Below are 20,129 nucleotides of genomic sequence, written 5' to 3' on the forward strand. Positions count from 1 at the left end.
CTGCTCGGCGATCTTCTCGATCATCGAGGCCTTGTTCACCTGATAGGGGATCTCGTCGATAACGATGGCATAGCGGTCCTTGCGGATCTCCTCGACCCGGGTCTTGGAGCGGATGATGACGCTGCCGCGCCCCTCGAGATAGGCTTTGCGCGCCCCCGAGCGGCCCAGCATGAGGCCGCCGGTGGGAAAGTCGGGGCCGGGCACATATTGGATCAGCTGTTCGCTGGTGAGGTCGGGATCGTCGATCAGCGCCAGCGTGGCGTCGCAGACCTCGCCCAGGTTGTGCGGCGGGATATTGGTCGCCATTCCCACCGCGATGCCGCCGGCGCCATTGACCAGCATGTTCGGGAACCGCGACGGCAGCACCGTGGGTTCCTTGTCCTTGCCGTCGTAGTTGTCCTGAAAATCGACCGTGTCTTTTTCGATGTCGGCCAGCACGAAGGCCGCCGGCTTGTCCATCCGCACCTCGGTATAGCGCATCGCCGCCGGGTTGTCGCCGTCCATCGAGCCGAAGTTGCCCTGACCGTCCAAGAGCGGCAGCGACATCGAGAAATCCTGCGCCATGCGCACCAGGGCGTCATAGATCGCGCTGTCGCCATGCGGGTGGTACTTACCCATCACGTCGCCGACCGGACGGGCCGACTTGCGATAGGGTTTTTCATGGCTGTTGCCGGTCTCGTGCATGGCATAGAGGATCCGCCGGTGAACCGGTTTCAACCCGTCGCGCAGGTCGGGAATCGCCCGACTCACGATGACGCTCATCGCATAGTCGAGATAGGAGGTGCGCATCTCGTCTTCGATGCTGACCGAAGGGCCGTCATGGTGCATGAACTCATGCACGATTTCTTCATTATTTTCAGGGGATTCTGGCGTATCGCTCACGTAGTGGCTCGCTTCTGTCTGGCGGACGTTTCTTGCTGCGAGGCTTATATCAGCCACGGCATTTTGGGGCAATGCTTGAGGCGAAGATAAGCCTGTCGGGCCGGGGCGCGCCCGGGGCGGGGATTCCTGCCGGCAGGACGGGGACCGTCCAGCCGCCGCTCAGCCCGAGCAGCTGGCGCCGCCGAGGACGCAGAACTTGGCGCAGTTGGGATGGTTGAGCGCCACCTCGGCCTCGGCCTCGCGCAGGGTTCGGCCAAGGTCAAAGCGCGGATCATAGGGCAAGAGCGTGCAGGCGACGACGCTGGGGGTGTCGGCCCCCCTGCGCTTGACCACCATCCGCGACGAGGCGCACATCACATCCGAGGGCGACTTGCCGAGGATGCCCCAGCAGTCGGTAGAAATCTCGGGCACCTCGACGGTTTCGTCGATTTCGGGGAAAATCACCGTTTCAGCGGGGTTCAGCGGGTCGATGTCGAACCCATGTGCGGCGATCAGATCGCCATAGTGCCGCCGGGCTTCGGCCTCGGTTTCCCGCCACAGGCTGCGCCCGGCCAGCGTGATCCGGAAGCCTTCGGCGCCGAGCCATCGCATGCCCTTGAGCGTCAGATCGAAACTGCCCTTGCCGCGCACTGCGTCATGGCCCTCGGCGGTCCAGTGGTCGACCGAAACCCGATGGGTCAGCCGGTCGCCATATCGCGCGTTCAGCGCCACAAGCGCCTTCTGTACGCGGGGGCGCATCAGCGGCTGCATGGCATTGGTCAGCACCAGCACCTCGTAGCCGCGCTCCAGCGCCCGTTCGATCAGTGCCGGCATCTCCGGGTTCATGTAGGGCTCACCGCCGGTAAAGCCGATTTCCCGGACCGGCCATTGCGCCTCTTGGATCTGGTCGAGATAGTCCGTCACTTCGGCTTCGCAAAGATAGACCAGCGCGTCGTTGCTGGGCGAGGACAGGATATAGCAGTTGCGGCATTCGATATTGCACAGGGTGCCGGTGTTGAACCACAGCGTCCGCGGCGACTCGAGGCGCACCCGCGCGCGTTGGGCTCCGGCCGCCGTGGTCTCGGGGTCGTGAAATTTTCCCGCGTTTACCTGATCTTTCATGCGCATTTTCCCGTTTTGTCATTGCTAGCCGACCGGCTTGCGACGGAAAACCGCAAATGCGGGCGCTGACACAGTTGTGATGCGCCACCGCAATGATAAACTCGCAGCGAACGGGACGCCGATGCGCTAGCGCCATCGGTGTCTTTCAGGTTGAGAGGGTGAAAAACGATGCAGTCCCCGGAGATGACGGACAAAGCGTTCGAGCTTGTCGTATTCGGCGGCACCGGGGATCTGGCGCGGCGCAAGATCCTGCCGGCCCTGTTCAAACGATTCTGTGCCGGGCAGATGCCCGAGCCGTCGCGGCTGATCGGCGCTGCGCGCAGCGACATGTCCAGCGCCGAGTACCGCCGCTTCGTAAGCGACGCGGTGGCCGAGTTCGGCGGTGCGGTCGGCAAGGACGAGCTTGCCCAGTTCCTTCGCCAGATCACCTATGTGCCTTTCGATGCGCGTGGCGACGCGGGCTGGCAAGAGCTTGCGGAAATGCTTGATCCGGCCTGCATCCGGGCTTTCTATTTCTCGGTCGGCCCGGGGCTGTTCAAGGATCTGGCCGAAAGGCTGCATGCCCATGGTCTGGTCACCGAAGACAGCCGCATCGTGGTCGAGAAACCCTTTGGCCATGATCTCGACACCGCGCGGGCGCTGAACAGGGTGCTGTGCAGCCATTTCGACGAACGGCAGATCTATCGCATCGACCATTACCTGGGCAAGGAAACGGTGCAGAACCTGATGGCGGTGCGTTTCGGCAACATGCTGTTCGAACCCCTGTGGAACTCGCAGTATATCGACCATATCCAGATCACCGTTGCCGAAACCGTCGGCATCGGCGGGCGCGGGGCCTATTACGAAAAGGCCGGGGCGATGCGCGACATGATGCAGAACCACCTGATGCAGCTCCTGTGCCTGATCGCGATGGAGCCGCCGGCGAAATTCGAACCCGACGCGGTGCGGGACGAGAAATTGAAGGTGATCCGGGCACTGGACCCGGTCGAGCCGCACCATATCGTGCGCGGCCAGTATACCCAGGCCGACGGTTGCGCCGGGTTTCGGGACGAGGTCGACAACCCCCGCTCCAAGACTGAAAGCTTCATCGCCCTGAAATGCCACCTCAGCAACTGGCGATGGGCCGGAACGCCCTTCTACCTGCGCACCGGAAAGCGGCTGAAGAACCGCGACAGCCAGATCACCGTGGTGTTCAAGGACACGCCGCACTCGATCTTTGGGCAAGATGCCGGGCGCCACAACAACGAGCTGACCATCCAGCTGCAACCCAATGAGGGGATCACCCTTGACGTGACGATCAAGAAACCGGGACAGGGCGGGATGCAGTTGATCGACGTGCCGCTGGACATGAGCTTTGCCGAGGCGCTGGGGCCGGGCGCGGATGCGCCGGACGCCTACGAGCGGCTGATCATGGATGTGATCCGGGGCAACCAGACGCTGTTCATGCGCAATGACGAAGTCGAAGCCGCCTGGGCATGGACCGACCCGATCATCCGCGGCTGGGAGGCCCGGGGCGACGTGCCAAAGCCCTATGATGCCTTCACCTCCGGGCCCGACGGGGCGTTGCAGTTGCTGCGGCGCGACGGGCGCGAATGGCGGGGGATCGACGGGTGAACCTCTGTAGCTATCCCGATGCCGAAATGCTGGCCATCGACCTTGCCAACATTCTTGCGGATGAATTGGCCGAGGCCCTGCACCACGAGGACCGGGTCTGTTTCGCGGTGCCGGGCGGCAGCTCTCCGGGGCCGGTCTTCGACGATCTCAGCGCTGCCGATATCGACTGGTCGCGGGTCGACGTGGTGCTGACCGACGAGCGCTGGGTGCCCGAGGATCATCCGCGATCGAACGCCCGCCTGATCAAGGAAAGGCTGCTGACCGGCCGCGCGGCAGCGGCGCGGTTCCTGCCATTGTTCGCCCCGGCGCATGAACCCGAAGAGGTGCTGGCCGAACTGGAGGCGATGATCCTGCCCGAGCTGCCGCTGGACGTGGCGCTGCTGGGGATGGGGGCGGACATGCACACCGCCTCGCTGTTTCCCGGCGCACCGGGCCTCGCGGCGGCGCTGGCGCCCGACGCGCCGATGCTGCTGCCGATGCGCCCCGACAGCCAGCCCGAAGCGCGTGTCACCTTCAGCGCCCGGGTGCTGAACGCGGCCGTGTCCAAGCATCTTCTGATCCTCGGAGAAGACAAGCGCGCCGCGCTGGACAAAGCCCGCCACCTGCCGCCGAAAGAGGCGCCGATACGGGCGGTTCTGGACGATATTACCGTACATTGGACAAAGTGAAGTATGTTTTCCAAATTACTGAAAATTCATTCAAAAACAAAAAACACCCCGCTGGCTGACCTGTTTCGCGACCCAGATCGCGCCAAGGCTTTCTCGGCCCGCGCCGACGGGCTGCTGCTGGATTTTTCCAAGACCGGCATCGACGCCGAGGCGCTGGCCGCACTCATGGCTCTGGTCGAGCAGCGCGGGGTGGTGCCGAAACGCGATGCCATGCTGCGCGGCGAGCGGGTCAACACGACCGAGAACCGGCCGGCGTTGCACAGTGCGCTGCGGTGTCTCGGCGAAGAGGATCCGGCCGCTTTCCGGGTGGCCGGCGAAGACATTCTCGCCAGTTCGCGGCAGGTCTATGCGCGCCAGAGGGCCTTTGCCGACGGGCTGCGCAGCGGCGCGTGGCAGGGCAGCGGCGGCCCGATCACGGATGTGGTCAACATCGGCATCGGCGGCTCCGATCTCGGGCCGGCGATGAGTCACGAGGCGCTGCTGCCCTATGCCGACGGGCCGCGCTGCCACTTTGTGTCGAATGTCGATGGCGCCGATCTGCACGACCGGCTGCGCGGCCTCGAGGCGCCAAGGACATTGGTCATCGTCGCCTCCAAGACTTTCACCACCCAGGAAACCATGATGAATGCCCGCGCCGCGCGGCACTGGATGGCGGCGCATGGTGGCGACCCGCAGCGCCAGTTCGTGGCCATTTCGACGGCTAGGAACGAGGCGCAAGAATTTGGAATCTCACCGGAAAACATCTTCGGGTTTGAGGACTGGGTAGGGGGGCGTTATTCGATCTGGGGCCCGATCGGCCTGTCGTTGATGCTGGCGATCGGGCCCGGGAACTTCGCCGACTTCCTGCGTGGGGGGCGGGCGATGGACCTTCATTTCGCCACCGCCGAACCCGCCCGCAACCTGCCGGTCCTTCTGGCGCTGGTCGGGCTGTGGCATCACAAGGTCTGCGGCCATCCGACCCGGGCGGTATGCCCCTACGAGGCGCGGCTGGCGCGGCTGCCGGCCTATCTGCAACAGCTCGAGATGGAATCAAACGGCAAGGATGTCGGGCTGAACAATGCGCCGCTGGCCGCAGGTGGCGGTCCGGTGGTCTGGGGCGCGCCGGGCACCAATGGCCAGCACGCGTTCTTCCAGCTTCTGCACCAGGGCCGCGAGGTGGTGCCGGTGGAGTTTCTCGCCGGGGTCGAGGGCCACGAGGCCGATCTTGCCGACCATCACCGGGCCCTGTTGGGCAACTGCCTTGCCCAATCCGAGGCGCTGCTCAGGGGGCGTACATTTGAAGAGGCGGCCAAGCAATTGGTGCAAAAGGGGTTTTCCGAAGGTCATGCGCGGGCTTTGGCGCCCCATCGCGTCTGTACCGGCAACCGCCCTTCGACCACGCTTCTCTATCCCAGGCTGACGCCCTTCGTCCTCGGACAGATCATCGCATTGTACGAACACCGGGTCTTTGTCGAAGCCGCCATTCTCGGCCTCAACCCTTTCGATCAATGGGGGGTCGAACTGGGCAAGGAAATGGCGGCCTCGCTGGTGCCGGCGCTTTCGGGAGGGGATGTGCCGCAGGATATCTCGGGATCGACGCGGCTCTTGCTCGATCACATCATGAAGGGCCCCGGCGCGTCCTCCTGAGGCCCGGCGCCGATCATCCGTGGCAGAGGGGCCGGCAGCGGGGTGAAGGCTGCGCCGGGGTCAAGATGTGCCCTGGCCCTGTTTCAGCTCGCGGATCACCTTGAGCCACAGCTCACTCGACTGCGCCCCCGGCACCGCGTGCCGGTTGTCGACGATGAAAGTGGGCACCGAATCGACTCCCATCTTGCGGCTGTGGGCGTCGCGGTCGCGGATCATCTGGCGGTCGGAGTCCGATTTCAGCAGCTTGCCGATCACCGAAGCGTCAAGCCCGGCGCCATCGGCAAGATCGCACAGCACCTCGCCGTTGCCGATGTCGCGCCCCTCGCGGAAATAGGCCCGGAATAGGGCATCGACGACGGCGTCCTGCTTGCCCTCGATGCCGGCCCAGTGGATCAGGCGATGGGCATCGATGGTGTTCGGCGTGCGCTTGATGGCGCCGAAATCCAGCTCCAGCCCCTCTTCGGTGGCATGTCTTTCGATCTCGCCATAGACCCGCACCGCGTTCTCCCGGCCGCCGAACTTGGCCTCGAGATAGGCGCGGCGGTCCATGCCTTCGGGCGGCATCTCGGGGTTGAGCTGGAAGGGATGCCACTCGATCGCGAAAGGGTGGTCGGGCTCGGCCGCCAGCGCCCGTTCAAGGCGGGTCTTGCCGATATAGCACCAGGGGCAGATTGGGTCAGATAGAATATCAAGTTTTATCATTGTGTTGCCTCGAATTCTTCACGTAGGGCGCGGCGGCTGAGCTTGCCGTTGGGGTTGCGCGGCAGGCGGGGCAGACGGCGGAACAGGCGCGGCTGCTTGTAGCGCGCCAGGCTGGCCTGTGCATGGGCGGCCAGAGCGGTCTCGTCCAGCGCATGGGCGCTGGTGTAAAAGGCGGCGATGATGCGGGCATCCTTCTTGATCTCGACATCGGTGACCCCGACCTCTTCGATGCCCGGAAACCGCGCCAGCGCCGCCTCGACCTCGAGCGGCGAGACCCGGTAGCCGCCGGCATTCATCATGTCGTCGGCGCGCCCGGCGTAGTGGATATGGAAGTCGCCGTCCATGGTGGCGCGGTCGCCGGTCAGGAACCACGGGCCGCGGAACCTTGCGCGGGTTTCTTCGCCGGCCCCCCAGTATTCCAGCATCAGCCCGGGGTCGCCGCGGTCGATGGCGATCACGCCTTCCTCGCCCAGCGGCACCGGGGTTCCCGCATCATCGACCAGGGCGATGCGACGCCCATGCTGCGGCTTGCCGAGCGCGCCGGGATTGGCCGGGCAGGCGGGGCTGGCCGAGATCGGAGTCGAGCATTCCGACATGCCGTAGGCTTCGTAAAGCGCGGTGCCGGTGGCCTGGTGCCAGTCGTCGCGGATCGTGTCGGACAGTTTCTCGCCGGCCGCCAGCCCGTGGCGCAGATCCGGCAGATGGATGTCGGGATGATCCGACAGCAGCTTGCGATAGACCCCGGGCGCGGCGGCAAAGATGGTCGCCCTGTACCCTGCCAGAAGCTGCGGCAGCGCGGCGATGTCGACGCCCCGCGCCGGGATCAGCGCCGTCGCCCCGACCGACCAGGGGTCCATCAGCCCGGTGCCCAGGGTATAGGTCCAGTTGAAGGCGCCGGCATGCATCAGCCGGTCGTCGCGGCCCAGCCCGTACCAGTCCTGATGCATCATCTGGCGGGCCCAGATCGCCCGGTGCGCATGGCAGACCGCACGCGGCGTGCCCGAGGTGCCCGAGGTATAGATGATATAGCCCAGCCGGTTCGCATCGCCCATCTGGTAGGCGGCGGGCGCAAGGCCGCGCATCTCTTCCAGCGCTTCCAGCGACAGCTGCGGAATGTCCGGCGTCGCGGGGCAGGCGATCTCGGGGTCGCGCAGGATCGCCGCTGGCGACAGTTCGGCGATCATCCGCGCGACCTCGGGTTCGGTCAGCTGCGCCGAGGTCGGTGCCGGCACCAGCCCGACGGCGATCGCCCCGAGATAGGCGATCGGGAACTCGACCGTATTGCCCAGCCGCATCAGCACCCGGTCTCCGGGCGTCATCCCGGCGGCCAGCAACCCGGCGCCGGTGCCCCGCACCGCGGCCTCGAGCCGGCGGTAGCTCCAGGTCTCGGCCTTGTCCTGCGACATCACCGCAAGCGCCGTCTTGTCGGCCAGATTCTCGGCATGGCGCAGCACATGGGCGGCCATGTTGAACGGGGCGGGCGGAGGGGCGAAAGCCCCCTTGTCGAAAATCGATAGCATGGCGCCTTGGTATTGCGCCCCCGGCGCAGTTGCAAGAGAGGGGGCGAGAGGGATAGAAAGACCCATGACCGACAAGACCCCAGAATCCCTGATCCGGGTGGCGCGCGAAAGCGGGCGCCACGACCATGTGGAGCCGCTCGACCTCGGGTTGCGGGTGCGCGAATTGCGCAAGGCGCGCAACTGGACGCTGGAACAGGCGGCAAGCCAGGCCGGGCTGGCCCGTTCGACCCTGTCCAAGATCGAGAACGGCCAGATGTCGCCGACCTACGACGCGCTGAAAAAGGTGGCGGTGGGGCTGGAGATTTCGGTGCCGCAACTGTTCACGCCGCCGCAGAAGGGCCAGGTCAATGGCCGCATGTCGGTGGTCAAGGATGGCGAGGGCGTGCGTCAGGCCACCGTCACCTATGAACACGAGCTGCTGGCCGAGACCCTGACCAAGAAGACCATGCTGCCCTATCGCGCCCGGGTGCGCGCGCGCGCGATGGAAGAGTTCGACGGCTGGGTGCGCCATGACGGCGAGGAGTTTCTCTATGTGCTGACCGGGGTGATCCGGCTCTATACCGAGTTTTACGAACCGGTCGAGATGCGGCGCGGCGACAGCGCCTATTACGACGGCACGATGGGCCATAACGTGGTCTCGGTCTCGCAGGAGGACGCGATGATCCTCTGGGTGACTTCTTTGGCCTAAATTACTGTAATAAAAATGAAAACAGCAGTCGTTGCGGGCGCCTCAGAGGGCCGCCAGCGCGGTGGCGAGTTCGCCGTAGCCGGTAAAGCGCCGCTCGAAGGCCAGCCCCAGCCGATCGGCGCAGTCGCGGGCCTTGCGCGTCAGCTCTTCGTCTTCAGTCTGCGCCTGATAGACCAGCTTGGTGTAATTGGCGAAATACATGTCGCGCAGGTCCGGGTGACGGTCGAGCCCCATCGGTTTCCAGACGAAGGCATCGAACTGGCGGACCAGGAAATCGGTCAGGTAGAAGGCGTCGAACTCGTCTTGGCTGAGGGCCTCGAAACGCGCGTTGCCCTCGAAGAAACTGTAGCAATGGGGGCCTTCGACCATGGCCACCCCGAGCGCCTCGCAGGTCGCGCGCAGCTGCCCGCCGGTGCCGCAATCGGCATAGACCACGAAGATCTCGTCGTAATCCGCCTGGTGCCGCAGCACCGCCTCGCGCACCGCGCCGGCGATCTTTTCGGGGTGGACATGCAGGATCGCAGGCAGGCAGGTGAGGTCCATGTGCTGCCAGCCATTGGCCTCGCGCAGCGCGATGATCTCGCGCGCCAGCGCACCGCAGGCCAGCAACAGGATGCGGCCGGTCCCCCGGGCGGGTTCAAGCCCGGTCTCGGTCAGTTCCCTATCGCTGGGCAGGGTCATGGGCGTCTCCTGAAACAAAAGGCCCGCCAGTGGGTTGGCGGGCCTTCCTAATGTGACTGTCCGACCGGATCAGCCCGCCATCTGGTTGTGCTTGCGACCGACCAGTTCCTTGGCGGTTTCCACCGCGACCGCGGCGTCGCGGCAATAGGCGTCGGCGCCGATCGCCTTGCCGAATTCCTCGTTCAGCGGCGCCCCGCCGACCAGCACCACATAGTCGTCGCGCACGCCCTGTTCGACCAGGGTGTCGATGACCACCTTCATGTAGGGCATGGTGGTGGTCAGCAGCGCCGACATGCCGAGGATGTCGGGTTTCTCGTTCTCCAGCGCCTCGAGATAGTTCTCGACCGGGTTGTTGATGCCAAGGTCGACGACCTCGAAGCCGGCGCCTTCCATCATCATCGACACCAGGTTCTTGCCGATGTCGTGGATGTCGCCCTTGACGGTGCCGATGACCATCTTGCCGACGCGCGGTGCACCGGTTTCGGCCAGAAGCGGCTTCAGGATCGACATGCCACCCTTCATCGCGTTGGCCGCCAGCAGCACCTCGGGGACGAAGAGGATGCCGTCGCGGAAATCTGCGCCGACGATGGTCATGCCGCCAACCAGCGCCTTGGTGAGAATGTCATACGGCGTCCAGCCGCGTTCAAGCAGGATGTTCACCCCTTCTTCGATCTCTTCCTTGAGACCGTCGTAGAGATCGTCGAACATCTGCTGGACCAGTTCTTCGTCGTCCAGTTCCGACAGGATGATATCGTCTTCTTCCGACATGGGCGTTCCTCTGCTGTCCGGCTTGAGTGCCGGTATCACGGTGTTTTTCAACACTTGCTCTTTTTCCGGTGGCCCGACTGTCAAAATTACGACATAGGCGAAGCTCGGACCGACTTAACACGGCGATAATCCGGGCTTCCAATGAAAATTTCTCATGCAGATGCTGAGCCGCGGCACATGACCGCAAGAGCGTCAGGGCCATTGGCACGGCCGCAGGGCGCAATGCTCCGGAACGGCCCCAGCGGCCGTTCGGAGGCGTCGACGATCCGGTCCGTCGGCGCGCGGCAACGCGCCGGCCGATGGCGGGCGATCTAGCCCTTTTCCATCGCCGCGATGGCTTCGGCGACGCGGCGCGCCTTGGCGATGGCCAGCGCCGCCAGCGCGATGTGATCGTCGGTGTTGCAGGCGGCGATCTTCTCGTCGAATTCCTGCCGCGCCTGTTCCAGCGCCGCGATTTCCGAGGGCAGCACCTCGAAGGCGTATTCCAGCGGCGCATCCGGGGCCAGAACCCCGTCTTCGCGCAGTTTCTCCTCGGCCAGCTCGCGCGCTGCGGGGGTCATCTTGTCAAACAATATGCTCATGGTCGTCTCCTTCGCCGGCTCTCCCGTCGAAGCTGCGCTGATCGCAGCCGTCCTCGCCCGGCCGGCAAGGCCAGCTTGGAACGGCGGCGGGGGCGGCGGCACTGATCTAGGTCAAGCGGCGTCAGTGCGTCGCAGCAAAAAGGCGCCGCCCTTGCCGGGGCGGCGCCGTTGTTCTGCGGTATTGGCCGTGGGCTCAGCTGCTGGTGCGCCGGCGGCGGCCGCCCCCACCCCGGCGCGGCGCCGGGCCTGCGTCTTTGCCGGTGCCGTCACCGGCCGAGGAAAAGGGGCCGAGGACGTCGGTGATCTGTTCCAGCGTCGGGCGGGGGCCGGCCTCGCTGTTTTCCAGCGCCCGGCGCATCGCCGCCAGATGCTCGGGCATGGTGCCGCAGCAGCCACCGATGATCCGGGCGCCGCAGTTGCGCGCCATCACCGCGTATTCCCCCATCAGCTCGGGGGTGCCGTCGTAATGGATATGGCCATCGACATATTTGGGAATCCCGGCATTGCCCTTGGCGATGATCGGACGTTCGGCGCCCTGCGCGGCAAAGCCCAGCACCGTGCGCAGCAGGTCCGAGGCACCGGTGCCGCAGTTGGCGCCATAGGCCAGCGGCGGGTTGGGCAGGCTCTCGACCAGCTGCACCATGTCCTGCGAGGTCACGCCCATCATGGTGCGCCCGGCGGTGTCGAAGCTCATCGTGCCGCACCACGGCATGCCGGCCAGCGCAAAGGCCTCGGCGGCGGCGCGGTATTCCTCGGGGGCGGAAATGGTTTCCAGCCACAGCACGTCGGCGCCGCCCTCTTTCAGGCCCTCGGCCTGCTCGTGGAAGATCTCGACCGCCTCGGCGTGGCTCAGCGCGCCCACCGGCTGCATGATCTCCCCGGTCGGGCCGACAGAGCCGGCGACGATCACGGTGCGGCCGCTGGCATCGGCGACCTCGCGGCCCAGTTCGGCGGCGATGCGCGACAGCTCGCGGGCGCGGTGGCCGGCCTCGTGCAGCTTGAGCCGCGCCGCGTTGCCGCCGAAGGAATTGGTCAGGAACAGGTCGCTGCCATTGTCGACCGCCAGGCTGTAAAGCTGCTTGATCCGGTCGGGATGCTGTTCGTTCCAGAGTTCCGGCGCGTCGCCCGAACTCAGACCCATGTTGAACAGGTTGGTGCCGGTCGCGCCGTCGGCCATGATCCAGTCGCGGCGTTCCAGCATCTTGGACAGGGCATCGCTCATCGGGAAACTCCTTCTTGCCACTTGTGGCCCCCTTTGCGCGCCTGTCTGTCACGCGGTCGCGGTGATGGCAATCCTATTCGGCTCATGGTGATTATGAGGTGATCACGCGCACGGCCGGGTGCCCCGCGGCGCCGGCGGCCTGCGCCGGACAGCAAAGCGGGCCCCGAAGGGCCCGCGAATCGCTTTTGCAGGTAAAGTGCCGGATCAGACTTCGTTGACGATCTGCTGCTTGGCGATCAGCAGCAGTTCGGCGCGTTTCTCGCGGATTGCCTGCGAGGTGATGGTGCCCTCGAGATCGGCGACGACCTTGCGCACCACATCCTCGTGACCGGCTTCCTCGAAATCGGCGATGACGACGGTTTTGGCATAGGCTTCCGCCTCGGCGCCGGATTTGCCAAGGGTTTCCGCGGCCCAGAGGCCAAGCAGCTTGTTGGCGCGGGCCTCGGCCTTGAACTTCATTTCCTCGTCATGGGCAAATTTGGCTTCGAATGCGTGTTCGCGATCATCAAAGGTGGTCATCTGCGGATTCCCTTGCAAATGTTGGTGTTGGCTCTTGTATGCACATGAGGACCGCATGCCGCAAGGGGGCGGGGCACGCTTGCGACAATGCCGCCCATGGATTATGAGGGCGCCAGAAAGCGGGGAGTCGGCCCCGGCAGACAGGAAAGAGACCTCGATGGCGCGTGGGAAGAAGATTTACGAAGGCAAGGCCAAGATTCTGTTCGAAGGCCCCGAGCCGGGCACGATCGTGCAGTACTTCAAGGACGACGCGACCGCGTTCAACGCCGAGAAGAAGGATGTCATCGACGGCAAGGGCGCGCTCAACAACCGCCTGTCGGAATATTTCATGACCGGGCTCAACCAGATCGGCGTGCCGACCCATTTCCTGAAGCGGCTGAACATGCGCGAGCAGCTGGTGCGCTCCTGCGAGATCATCCCGCTCGAGGTCATCGTGCGCAACTTCGCCGCCGGCTCGATGAGCAAGCGGCTCGGCGTCGACGAGGGCACCCAGCTGCCGCGCCCGATCGTCGAATATTGCTACAAGGACGACGCCCTGGGGGATCCGCTGGTCACCGAGGAACATATCGCCGCCTTCGGCTGGGCCAGCCAGCAGGACATGGACGACATTCTCGGCCTGGCGCTGCGGGTCAACGATTTCCTGTCGGGCGTGATGTATGGCGTCGGCATCAAGCTGGTGGATTTCAAGATCGAGATCGGCCGCGTCTACGAGGGCGATTTCCAGCGTCTTGTCGTCGCCGACGAGATCAGCCCCGACAGCTGCCGGCTGTGGGACATCGAGACCGGCCAGAAACTGGACAAGGACGTGTTCCGCCGCGACCTCGGCAGCCTGACCGACGCCTATGCCGAAGTGGCGCGCCGCCTCGGCGTGATGCCGCGCGGCACCGGGCCGAAACCGACCCTGGTCAACTGAGACCCCTGCGCCCCGGGGCGGGCGCGGAATTTGAGTATTTTTGAAGAGATGAAGCCGGGGATGCGCTTTGTCTTGCAGCCGGAGAGAAAGACATGAAAGCACGTGTGTACGTGATGCTGAAAAATGGCGTTCTGGACCCGCAGGGCGAAGCCGTGCGCCATGCGCTCGGGAGCCTCGGGTTCGACGGCGTCGAGGGCGTGCGCCAGGGCAAGGTGATCGAGCTGGACCTGGCCGAGGGCAGCACCGAGGACACGGTCACCGAGATGTGCGAGAAGCTGCTCGCCAACACGGTGATCGAAAGCTACCGCGTGGAGCTGCTCTGATGAAGGCGGCGGTCATCGTTTTTCCCGGGTCGAACTGCGACCGCGATCTCGCGGTGGCCTTCGAACGCGCCGGCATGGATGTCACCATGGTCTGGCACAAGGACACCGATCTGCCGCAGGGGCTGGACATCGTCGGCGTGCCCGGCGGCTTTTCCTTCGGCGATTACCTGCGCTGCGGGGCGATCGCGGCCAATTCTCCGATCTGCAAGTCGCTGGTGCGCCACACCGAGCGCGGCGGCTATGCGCTGGGGATCTGCAACGGGTTCCAGATCCTGACCGAGACCGGCATCCTGCCGGGGGCGCTGCGCCGCAATGCCGGGCTGAAATACATCTGCCGCAGCGTCGGGCTGCGGGTCGAGACCGCCGAGACCGCCTTTACCGGCGGCTATGACAAGGGGCAGGAGATCGACATCCCGATCGCCCATCACGACGGCAACTACTATGTCGACGAGGCCAAGCTGGCGCAGCTGCAGGGCGAGGGCCGGATCGCCTTCAGCTATACCGACAATCCCAACGGGTCGGTGGCCGACATCGCCGGGGTGGTGTCCAAGAACCGCCGCGTGCTGGGCATGATGCCGCACCCCGAGCGCGCCGCCGACGCTGCCCACGGCGGCACCGACGGGGTGGCAATGTTCCGCTCGCTGGTGGGCCAGCTGGCGACGGCGTGACTTGAGGCCGCGCCCCGGCGGGCGTAATCTCGGGGGCATGGATCAGCTGCCGCTTCAGACCGACGCAGATGCGCCGTCGCGCCCGGGACACTGGCGCGCGCGGGTGGTGGTGGCTGTGGTGCTGGTGCTGGCGGTGGTGACGGTCTGGGTGACCAATTCCTTTCTGACCGACCGGTTCACCCAGAACACCCGCAACCGGGCCGAGCTGCGGCTGGCGCTCTATTCGGGCAACCTGCAGTCCGAGCTGCGGCGCAACGCCATCGTGCCGCAGCTGCTGGCCAAGGATCCGGCGCTGATCAACGCGCTGACCTCGGGCGACTTTTCGCTTTCGACGGCGCGGCTGATCTCTTTCGTCGAGGAGATCGGCGCCGCCTCGATCATGCTGCTGGACGCCGACGGGCGCATCGTGGCGGCCACCGACCGCACCCGGCTGGGGGCCAATTACCGCGGCAACGAGTTCTTCATCAACGCCCTGCGCTCGAACGTCACCGTGTTCACCACCGAGCGCAACGACAGCGGCGCCTATCATTTCACCTATGCGCGGCGGCTCGACTTCCAGGGCCAGGTGATCGGGGTGATCTCGGTCGAGGCCGACCTGCACAAGTTCGAACGCGCCTGGGCGGGGATTTCCGACGCGCTCTTCGTCACCGACAGCCAGGGCACGATCATCCTGGCCACCGAGCCGCGCTGGCGTGGGCTGACCGAAGAGGTGGCACTGCGGCGCCAGCCGGCCGAGGGGGCGATCGAACGCGCGATCCAGGCCACCGCCGACTGGACGCAGCTGCCCGCCGACGCCTATTTCCAAGGCGAGGGGGTGATGCGCGAGGACGCGCGGATCCCGTTTCGCGGCTGGCGCATGACCTCTTTCACCTCGTTCAACAGCGTGCGCGAGAAGGTCAACGCGGTGCTGGCGCTGGAAATCATGGGATTCGCGGTGCTGCTGGCGCTGGCCTTCTACGTGCTCAACCGCAAGAACACCCTGCGCATGGTGCTGTTCCAGCGCGAAAGCGCCAGCCTGCGGGTGCTCAACCTGCGGCTCCAGCGCGAGATCGCCGAGCGCGAGCGGATGCAGGAAAGCCTGGCCGTGGCCGAACAGTCGCTGGCGCAGAGCTCGAAGCTGGCGGCGCTGGGGGAGATGTCGGCCGCCGTCAGCCACGAGCTCAACCAGCCGCTGGCGGCGATGAAGACCTATCTCGCCGGGGCGCGGCTGCTGTTGAACCGCAACCGGCCCGACGAGGCGCTGTCGTCGTTCCAGCGCATCGACGACCTGATCGAGCGCATGGGGGCGATCACCAAGCAGCTGAAATCCTATGCCCGCAAGGGCGGCGACGATTTCCACCCGGTCGATCTGGCCGAGGCGCTGGCCTCGGCGCTGGCGATGATGGAGCCGCAGCTGCGCCAGGGTCACGTGCGCATCAGCCGCATTCAGCCCGACCTGCCGGTGCGCATCATGGGCGACCGGCTGCGCATCGAGCAGGTGATCATCAACCTCTTGCGCAACGCGCTGGATGCCACCAAGGGCGAGGCCGACCCGGAGATCGAGATCATGCTGGCGGCCGGAGAGACAGCGACCCTGTCGGTGCGCGACAACGGCCCCGGGATCGAGAACCTCGACGACCTTTTCGAGCCCTTCTTCACCACCAAGAAGCCCGGCGACGGTGTCGGGCTGGGGCTGGCGATCTCCTCGGGGATCATCAGCGACCTCGGCGGCCGGCTGACGGCGCGCAACGGGCAGGGGCGGGGGGCTGTATTCGAGGTTCAACTCCCTATATTGAATGAAGAAATCGAGGCAGCGGAGTAACACGCCATGGCCCAGGGTATGAAAATCGCCATCGTCGACGACGAACAGGACATGCGCCAGTCGATCAGCCAGTGGCTGGCGCTGTCGGGCTATGACACCGAGACCTTCGCCAGCGCCGAGGACGCGCTGAAGGCGCTGGGGCCGGATTATCCGGGGATCGTGATCTCGGATATCCGGATGCCGGGCATGGACGGCATGCAGTTCCTGAAGAAGCTGATGGGGTCGGACAGCGCCCTGCCGGTGATCATGATCACCGGCCATGGCGATGTGCCGATGGCGGTCGAGGCGATGCGGGTCGGGGCCTTTGACTTCCTCGAGAAACCCTTCAACCCCGACCGCATGAGCCAGTTGGCCAAGAAGGCCACCAAGGCGCGCCGCCTGACGCTGGATGCGCGGGCGCTGCGCCGCGAACTCAGCGATGGCGGCCAGCTGATCAAGAAGCTGATCGGCGTCAGCCCGGTGATGGAACGGCTGAAGGAGGATATTCTCGATCTCGGCCAGGCCGACGGCCATGTGCTGATCGACGGCGAGACCGGAACCGGCAAGACGCTGGTGGCGCATGCGCTGCATGCGGTGGGCAGCCGGGCCGGCAAGAAATTCGTGCTGGTCAGCTGTGGTGCCTTCGAGGAAGAGGCGCTGGCGCGGCGGCTGTTCGGGCCGATGCAGCCCGAGGACAGCCAGTTGCCGGCGATCGAAGAGGCGCGCGGCGGCACGCTGGTGCTGGAAGATGCCGAGACCCTGAGCGACGGGCTGCAGGCCAAGCTGCTGAATGTCATCAACGAACAGGGCACGCCGGCCGAGACCCGCATTCTGGCGATCTCGAACCTGCAGGAGCAGGACCGCACCGCCGAGGACGCCCTGCGCCCGGACCTGTTCTACCGCCTCGCGGCGCTGCGCATCACGGTGCCGCCGCTGCGCCAGCGCGGCGAGGACATCCTGACCCTGTTCACCCGGCTTTCGGAACAGTTCGCCGACGAATACGGCTGCGAGGCGCCCAAGGTCAGCGCCCAGGAGGCGGCGCAGCTTTTGCAGGCGCCCTGGCCCGGCAATGTGCGCCAGCTCATCAACCTGGCCGAGCGCGCGGTGCTGCAAACCCGGCGCGGCGAGGGCACCATCGCCTCGCTGCTGATGAGCGACCATGAAGAGATGCAGCCGGTGATGACCACCGAGGGCAAGCCGCTGAAGGAATATGTCGAGGCTTTCGAACGGATGCTGATCGACAATACCATGCGCCGGCATCGCGGCTCGATCGCCAGCGTCATGGAAGAGCTTTGCCTGCCGCGCCGGACGCTGAACGAGAAGATGGCCAAATACGGGCTGCAGCGGGCCGATTATCTCTGACCCCGCGGTGCCGCTGGTGTCCGCTTTGATGACGTGAAAAGGCCGGGCGCTTGGCCCGGCCGTTTGCTGTGTTGCGGCGGCGGTTTACTCGGCTGGCCCGGTCGGTGCGTCCGAAGTGTCGGCCCAGCCATCGGCGCGCGGCGACCATTCGCCGGAATCCTCCTTGATCTTGCGGCGCATGCGGGCGGCGCGGCTGAGAACGAACCACATCAGCGGCAGCACCCCGCCGATGGTGAAGACCAGGCCGCCGAGGCTGCGCATGATGGTCAGGTTGCGGAACACCGCGCCCTGGATCACCTCCTGGCTGCGCGCGTACCACAGGCCCTCTTCCAGAACCACCGACAGCTGGTAGAGCCCGACTGGCAGCAGATCGAGGAACATCATCATCGCGATGCCGATGTTCAGCGACCAGAACGAGACCCGGATCAGTTTGCGGTTCCAGTCGCCGGTCTTGAACAGGTGTTGCAGGCAGAACAGCATGCCGCCGAGCGCGATATTGCCCTTGACCCCGAACATCGCCGCATGGGCGTGGTTGCCGGTGAGATAGGTCGAATGCTCGAAGTAGTTGACGATCGGCAGGTTGATCATCGAGCCGAACACCCCGGCGCCGAAGACGTTCCAGAAGTTCACCGCCAGCACGAAGAGCCAGACCTCATGCATGATGAAGCTCTGGCTGCCCGCCGCGTGAAACTGTATGGCGCGCTCCTTCTCCTGACGCATGCGCCAGGCATCCAGCGTCAGCAGCAGCAGCGGCAGCACCTGAAGCGTCGAGAACACCGAGCCAAAGGCGATCACCCCGGTCGGTTTCGCAATCCAGTAGAAGTTGTGGGCGATGCCCACGGTTGCGGTCAGCAGGAACAGCATCACGGCGAGAAAGATCACCCGCTCGGCCATGACCCGTGTAATGAGCCCCATCTGTACCAGCATGTAAGCGACGATCACCGTGGTGAAGACCTCGAAGGTGACCTCGACCCACATATGCACCACCATCCAGCGCCAGAAGTCCGAGATGGCGAAATTGGCCTCGGGGGTCACGAACAGGCCGAAGAACAGGAAGAACACCATCACCCCGCTGCCATACAAGAGCCAGGCCGGCACCGACCACATGTTCTTGGCCGTCAGCCAGGGTTTGACGCCGCGATAGATGATGACGATCCACAGCGAGAAGCCGACCAGCAACAGGATCTGGAAGAAGCGCCCCATCTCGAGGAACTCCCAGCCCTGGCTGCCGAACCAATAGGCCGCGGCCCCGGTCAGGATGCCGGTCTGGCCGGCATAGATGCCGATCACCGATCCGGCGCCGACGATGAAACAGCAGGCGAACAGCAGCTCGATCAGCGCCCGCTGGCCGCGCGGCACCGGCCCCAGGCGGGGCAGGAAGAAGATCGTGTAGCCGACCCAGCACATGAAGAACCAGTAGATCTGCAACAGCGTGTGATAGCTGCGCAGCACGGTAAAGGGCAGGATGTCGCCGATGAAGAACCCGCCCGGACGCACGAAATCCGTGGCCGCCAGAATGCCGACCAGCACCTGAAGCCCGAATGCCAGCATGGCCAGGGCAAAGAACTTGTAGGTGGCGCGCTGGGTCTTGCGTACATAGCCGCGCTCGAGGTCATAGGTGGTCAGCGAACGTTCCTGGCTGCTTTCGAAGGGGTCGTATTGCAGCGATTTCATCTGGCCGTAGATATACAGCACCAGCCCGATGCCGGCGAACAGCGCCAGCACCGAGAGGATGCTCCAGAAGACCACCGCCGGGGTCGGCCCGTTGCCGACCTCGGGGTCATAGGGCCAGTTGTGGGTATAGGAATAGCTCTCGCCCGGGCGATGCGCCGCCGCCACCCAGCCGCCCCAGAAGAAATAGGCCGACAGGTCGCGGATCTGGGCCGGATCGGTGAGATAGCCGGTCTGGAACAGCTCCGGATAGTCGGGATCGGTGAACATGCGGCTGAAATGCGTCGCCACGGTCTCGAAGGCGGCGACCTGGCCTTCGCTCAGGGTGATGGTGCCGCTGGCCTCGTCCCAGGTGTTGCGGTGCAATTCGCGCCGCACCCGCGCCGCCACCGCGTCGCGGTCGGCCTCGTCAATGGGGCCGCCGGCCGCCAGCGCGGCCTCGTAGTGGTCGATCATCCCGAGATAGGTGTAATGCAGCGCGTCGGCGGTGAAATCCGGGCCGCGCTCGGCGCCGTCGCCCCAGAAGGAGCCATAGCTCATCAGCCCGCGCAGGTGGAACACCTCTTGCCCGGCCTGGATCTGGGCGCGCGAGAACACCATGCGGCCGTCTTCGGTGACGAAATCGGCGCGCGGCGGGGCGCTGTCATAGGTGGCGTCGCCCATGTAGAGCAGCCCGCCGAGGCAGATCAGGATCACGGCGGCGAAATGCGCCATCCAGTATTTCTTGTTGAGCAGGATAAGTGCGAGATTTCCGAAGCGCGGCTGGCTTCGTGCAGGAGTGGTCATCGGCTGTCCTTCGGTGGTCGGGAACGGTGGCGGAGTCTTGCCGCTGCGGCAGCA

Annotated in this window: 19 protein-coding genes; 9 read left to right on the forward strand and 10 right to left on the reverse strand. The window is 65.3% G+C overall.

What is annotated here, in order from left to right:
- A partial coding sequence (locus ABZD10_RS01735; RefSeq protein ID WP_372884378.1) for a DNA gyrase subunit A occupies positions 1-882 on the reverse strand: 882 nt, incomplete at its 3' end.
- A gap of 159 nt (positions 883-1,041) precedes the next feature.
- Entirely contained in the window at positions 1,042-1,983 is a 942-nt protein-coding gene (locus ABZD10_RS01740; RefSeq protein ID WP_372884379.1) for a radical SAM protein, read from the reverse strand.
- Positions 1,984-2,166: 183 nt separating this feature from the next.
- Between ABZD10_RS01740 and zwf the strand changes: the two genes are divergently transcribed.
- The 3 genes from zwf to pgi are packed head-to-tail and all read left to right on the forward strand — an operon-like array spanning position 2,167 to position 5,891.
- Positions 2,167-3,597, forward strand: coding sequence for a glucose-6-phosphate dehydrogenase (gene zwf / locus ABZD10_RS01745; protein ID WP_372884380.1), 1,431 nt, complete (start codon positions 2,167-2,169; stop codon positions 3,595-3,597).
- Positions 3,594-4,265 carry a 6-phosphogluconolactonase gene (gene pgl / locus ABZD10_RS01750; protein ID WP_372884381.1) on the forward strand — a complete coding sequence of 224 codons (672 nt, stop codon included), beginning with the start codon at positions 3,594-3,596 and terminating at the stop codon, positions 4,263-4,265. The genes zwf and pgl overlap by 4 nt, the downstream gene beginning before the upstream one ends.
- Positions 4,266-4,268: 3 nt before the next feature.
- Positions 4,269-5,891, forward strand: a complete 1,623-nt coding sequence (pgi, locus tag ABZD10_RS01755) for a glucose-6-phosphate isomerase (RefSeq protein WP_372884382.1) — start codon at positions 4,269-4,271, stop codon at positions 5,889-5,891.
- Between the two features lie 60 nt (positions 5,892-5,951).
- Here pgi and ABZD10_RS01760 read toward each other — a convergent pair whose 3' ends face one another.
- Both ABZD10_RS01760 and ABZD10_RS01765 read right to left on the reverse strand, forming a co-directional pair.
- Positions 5,952-6,593, reverse strand: a complete 642-nt coding sequence (locus tag ABZD10_RS01760) for a DsbA family protein (RefSeq protein WP_372884383.1) — start codon at positions 6,591-6,593, stop codon at positions 5,952-5,954.
- Entirely contained in the window at positions 6,590-8,113 is a 1,524-nt protein-coding gene (locus ABZD10_RS01765) for a class I adenylate-forming enzyme family protein (RefSeq protein WP_372884384.1), read from the reverse strand. Before ABZD10_RS01765 ends, ABZD10_RS01760 begins: the two co-directional genes overlap by 4 nt.
- Before the next feature lie 64 nt (positions 8,114-8,177).
- Here ABZD10_RS01765 and ABZD10_RS01770 point away from each other — a divergent pair, with 64 nt between their 5' ends.
- A complete protein-coding gene (locus ABZD10_RS01770) occupies positions 8,178-8,801 on the forward strand; it encodes a helix-turn-helix domain-containing protein (RefSeq protein ID WP_372884385.1) in 624 nt (207 codons plus the stop codon).
- A gap of 42 nt (positions 8,802-8,843) precedes the next feature.
- On the opposite strand, the gene ABZD10_RS01775 is transcribed toward ABZD10_RS01770, so the two are convergent.
- The 5 genes from ABZD10_RS01775 to ABZD10_RS01795 all read right to left on the reverse strand — a co-directional run bounded on the left by ABZD10_RS01775 (position 8,844) and on the right by ABZD10_RS01795 (position 12,572).
- A complete protein-coding gene (locus ABZD10_RS01775) occupies positions 8,844-9,482 on the reverse strand; it encodes a DUF1638 domain-containing protein (RefSeq protein WP_372884386.1) in 639 nt (212 codons plus the stop codon).
- 69 nt (positions 9,483-9,551) lie between these two features.
- The gene (locus ABZD10_RS01780; protein ID WP_372884387.1) at positions 9,552-10,250 is read right to left on the reverse strand and encodes a corrinoid protein; all 699 of its coding nucleotides are present in this window, start codon (positions 10,248-10,250) and stop codon (positions 9,552-9,554) included.
- A 311-nt stretch (positions 10,251-10,561) separates the two neighbouring features.
- The gene (locus tag ABZD10_RS01785) at positions 10,562-10,831 is read right to left on the reverse strand and encodes a hypothetical protein (protein ID WP_372884388.1); all 270 of its coding nucleotides are present in this window, start codon (positions 10,829-10,831) and stop codon (positions 10,562-10,564) included.
- A 193-nt stretch (positions 10,832-11,024) separates the two neighbouring features.
- Positions 11,025-12,053, reverse strand: coding sequence for a betaine--homocysteine S-methyltransferase (gene bmt, locus ABZD10_RS01790; RefSeq protein WP_372884389.1), 1,029 nt, complete (start codon positions 12,051-12,053; stop codon positions 11,025-11,027).
- 204 nt (positions 12,054-12,257) lie between these two features.
- Positions 12,258-12,572 (reverse strand): DUF1476 domain-containing protein, encoded by a 315-nt coding sequence (locus ABZD10_RS01795; protein ID WP_372884390.1) that lies wholly within the window; start codon positions 12,570-12,572, stop codon positions 12,258-12,260.
- A gap of 157 nt (positions 12,573-12,729) precedes the next feature.
- On the opposite strand from ABZD10_RS01795, the gene purC reads away from it, so the two are divergent.
- The 5 genes from purC to ABZD10_RS01820 all read left to right on the forward strand — a co-directional run bounded on the left by purC (position 12,730) and on the right by ABZD10_RS01820 (position 17,618).
- Positions 12,730-13,485 (forward strand): phosphoribosylaminoimidazolesuccinocarboxamide synthase, encoded by a 756-nt coding sequence (purC, locus tag ABZD10_RS01800; RefSeq protein ID WP_372884391.1) that lies wholly within the window; start codon positions 12,730-12,732, stop codon positions 13,483-13,485.
- A gap of 92 nt (positions 13,486-13,577) precedes the next feature.
- Entirely contained in the window at positions 13,578-13,808 is a 231-nt protein-coding gene (gene purS / locus ABZD10_RS01805; protein WP_372884392.1) for a phosphoribosylformylglycinamidine synthase subunit PurS, read from the forward strand.
- Entirely contained in the window at positions 13,808-14,476 is a 669-nt protein-coding gene (gene purQ, locus ABZD10_RS01810) for a phosphoribosylformylglycinamidine synthase subunit PurQ (RefSeq protein WP_372884393.1), read from the forward strand. Before purS ends, purQ begins: the two co-directional genes overlap by 1 nt.
- A 37-nt stretch (positions 14,477-14,513) precedes the next feature.
- Complete coding sequence (locus tag ABZD10_RS01815; protein WP_372884394.1) at positions 14,514-16,277, forward strand: ATP-binding protein; 1,764 nt, start codon at positions 14,514-14,516, stop codon at positions 16,275-16,277.
- A 6-nt stretch (positions 16,278-16,283) separates the two neighbouring features.
- Positions 16,284-17,618 carry a sigma-54-dependent transcriptional regulator gene (locus ABZD10_RS01820; protein WP_372884395.1) on the forward strand — a complete coding sequence of 445 codons (1,335 nt, stop codon included), beginning with the start codon at positions 16,284-16,286 and terminating at the stop codon, positions 17,616-17,618.
- 84 nt (positions 17,619-17,702) lie between these two features.
- Here ABZD10_RS01820 and ABZD10_RS01825 read toward each other — a convergent pair whose 3' ends face one another.
- Entirely contained in the window at positions 17,703-20,075 is a 2,373-nt protein-coding gene (locus ABZD10_RS01825) for a nitric-oxide reductase large subunit (RefSeq protein WP_372884396.1), read from the reverse strand.
- Positions 20,076-20,129: the final 54 nt, after the last annotated feature.

It is taken from the genome of Shimia sp., from assembly GCF_041624275.1.
Taxonomy (GTDB): Bacteria; Pseudomonadota; Alphaproteobacteria; order Rhodobacterales; family Rhodobacteraceae; genus Shimia.

What these genes read in the sequence shown, in the direction of transcription:
- ABZD10_RS01775 (WP_372884386.1), bottom strand. Translation starts at nt 9,482, where the DNA reads ATGACCCTGCCCAGCGATAGGGAACTGACCGAGACCGGGCTTGAACCC.
- bmt (WP_372884389.1), bottom strand. Translation starts at nt 12,053, where the DNA reads ATGAGCGATGCCCTGTCCAAGATGCTGGAACGCCGCGACTGGATCATG.
- pgi (WP_372884382.1), top strand. Translation starts at nt 4,269, where the DNA reads ATGTTTTCCAAATTACTGAAAATTCATTCAAAAACAAAAAACACCCCG.
- ABZD10_RS01780 (WP_372884387.1), bottom strand. Translation starts at nt 10,250, where the DNA reads ATGTCGGAAGAAGACGATATCATCCTGTCGGAACTGGACGACGAAGAA.
- ABZD10_RS01820 (WP_372884395.1), top strand. Translation starts at nt 16,284, where the DNA reads ATGGCCCAGGGTATGAAAATCGCCATCGTCGACGACGAACAGGACATG.
- purC (WP_372884391.1), top strand. Translation starts at nt 12,730, where the DNA reads ATGGCGCGTGGGAAGAAGATTTACGAAGGCAAGGCCAAGATTCTGTTC.
- ABZD10_RS01815 (WP_372884394.1), top strand. Translation starts at nt 14,514, where the DNA reads ATGGATCAGCTGCCGCTTCAGACCGACGCAGATGCGCCGTCGCGCCCG.
- purS (WP_372884392.1), top strand. Translation starts at nt 13,578, where the DNA reads ATGAAAGCACGTGTGTACGTGATGCTGAAAAATGGCGTTCTGGACCCG.
- ABZD10_RS01765 (WP_372884384.1), bottom strand. Translation starts at nt 8,113, where the DNA reads ATGCTATCGATTTTCGACAAGGGGGCTTTCGCCCCTCCGCCCGCCCCG.
- ABZD10_RS01740 (WP_372884379.1), bottom strand. Translation starts at nt 1,983, where the DNA reads ATGAAAGATCAGGTAAACGCGGGAAAATTTCACGACCCCGAGACCACG.
- zwf (WP_372884380.1), top strand. Translation starts at nt 2,167, where the DNA reads ATGACGGACAAAGCGTTCGAGCTTGTCGTATTCGGCGGCACCGGGGAT.
- ABZD10_RS01825 (WP_372884396.1), bottom strand. Translation starts at nt 20,075, where the DNA reads ATGACCACTCCTGCACGAAGCCAGCCGCGCTTCGGAAATCTCGCACTT.
- ABZD10_RS01785 (WP_372884388.1), bottom strand. Translation starts at nt 10,831, where the DNA reads ATGAGCATATTGTTTGACAAGATGACCCCCGCAGCGCGCGAGCTGGCC.
- ABZD10_RS01795 (WP_372884390.1), bottom strand. Translation starts at nt 12,572, where the DNA reads ATGACCACCTTTGATGATCGCGAACACGCATTCGAAGCCAAATTTGCC.
- ABZD10_RS01760 (WP_372884383.1), bottom strand. Translation starts at nt 6,593, where the DNA reads ATGATAAAACTTGATATTCTATCTGACCCAATCTGCCCCTGGTGCTAT.
- ABZD10_RS01770 (WP_372884385.1), top strand. Translation starts at nt 8,178, where the DNA reads ATGACCGACAAGACCCCAGAATCCCTGATCCGGGTGGCGCGCGAAAGC.
- purQ (WP_372884393.1), top strand. Translation starts at nt 13,808, where the DNA reads ATGAAGGCGGCGGTCATCGTTTTTCCCGGGTCGAACTGCGACCGCGAT.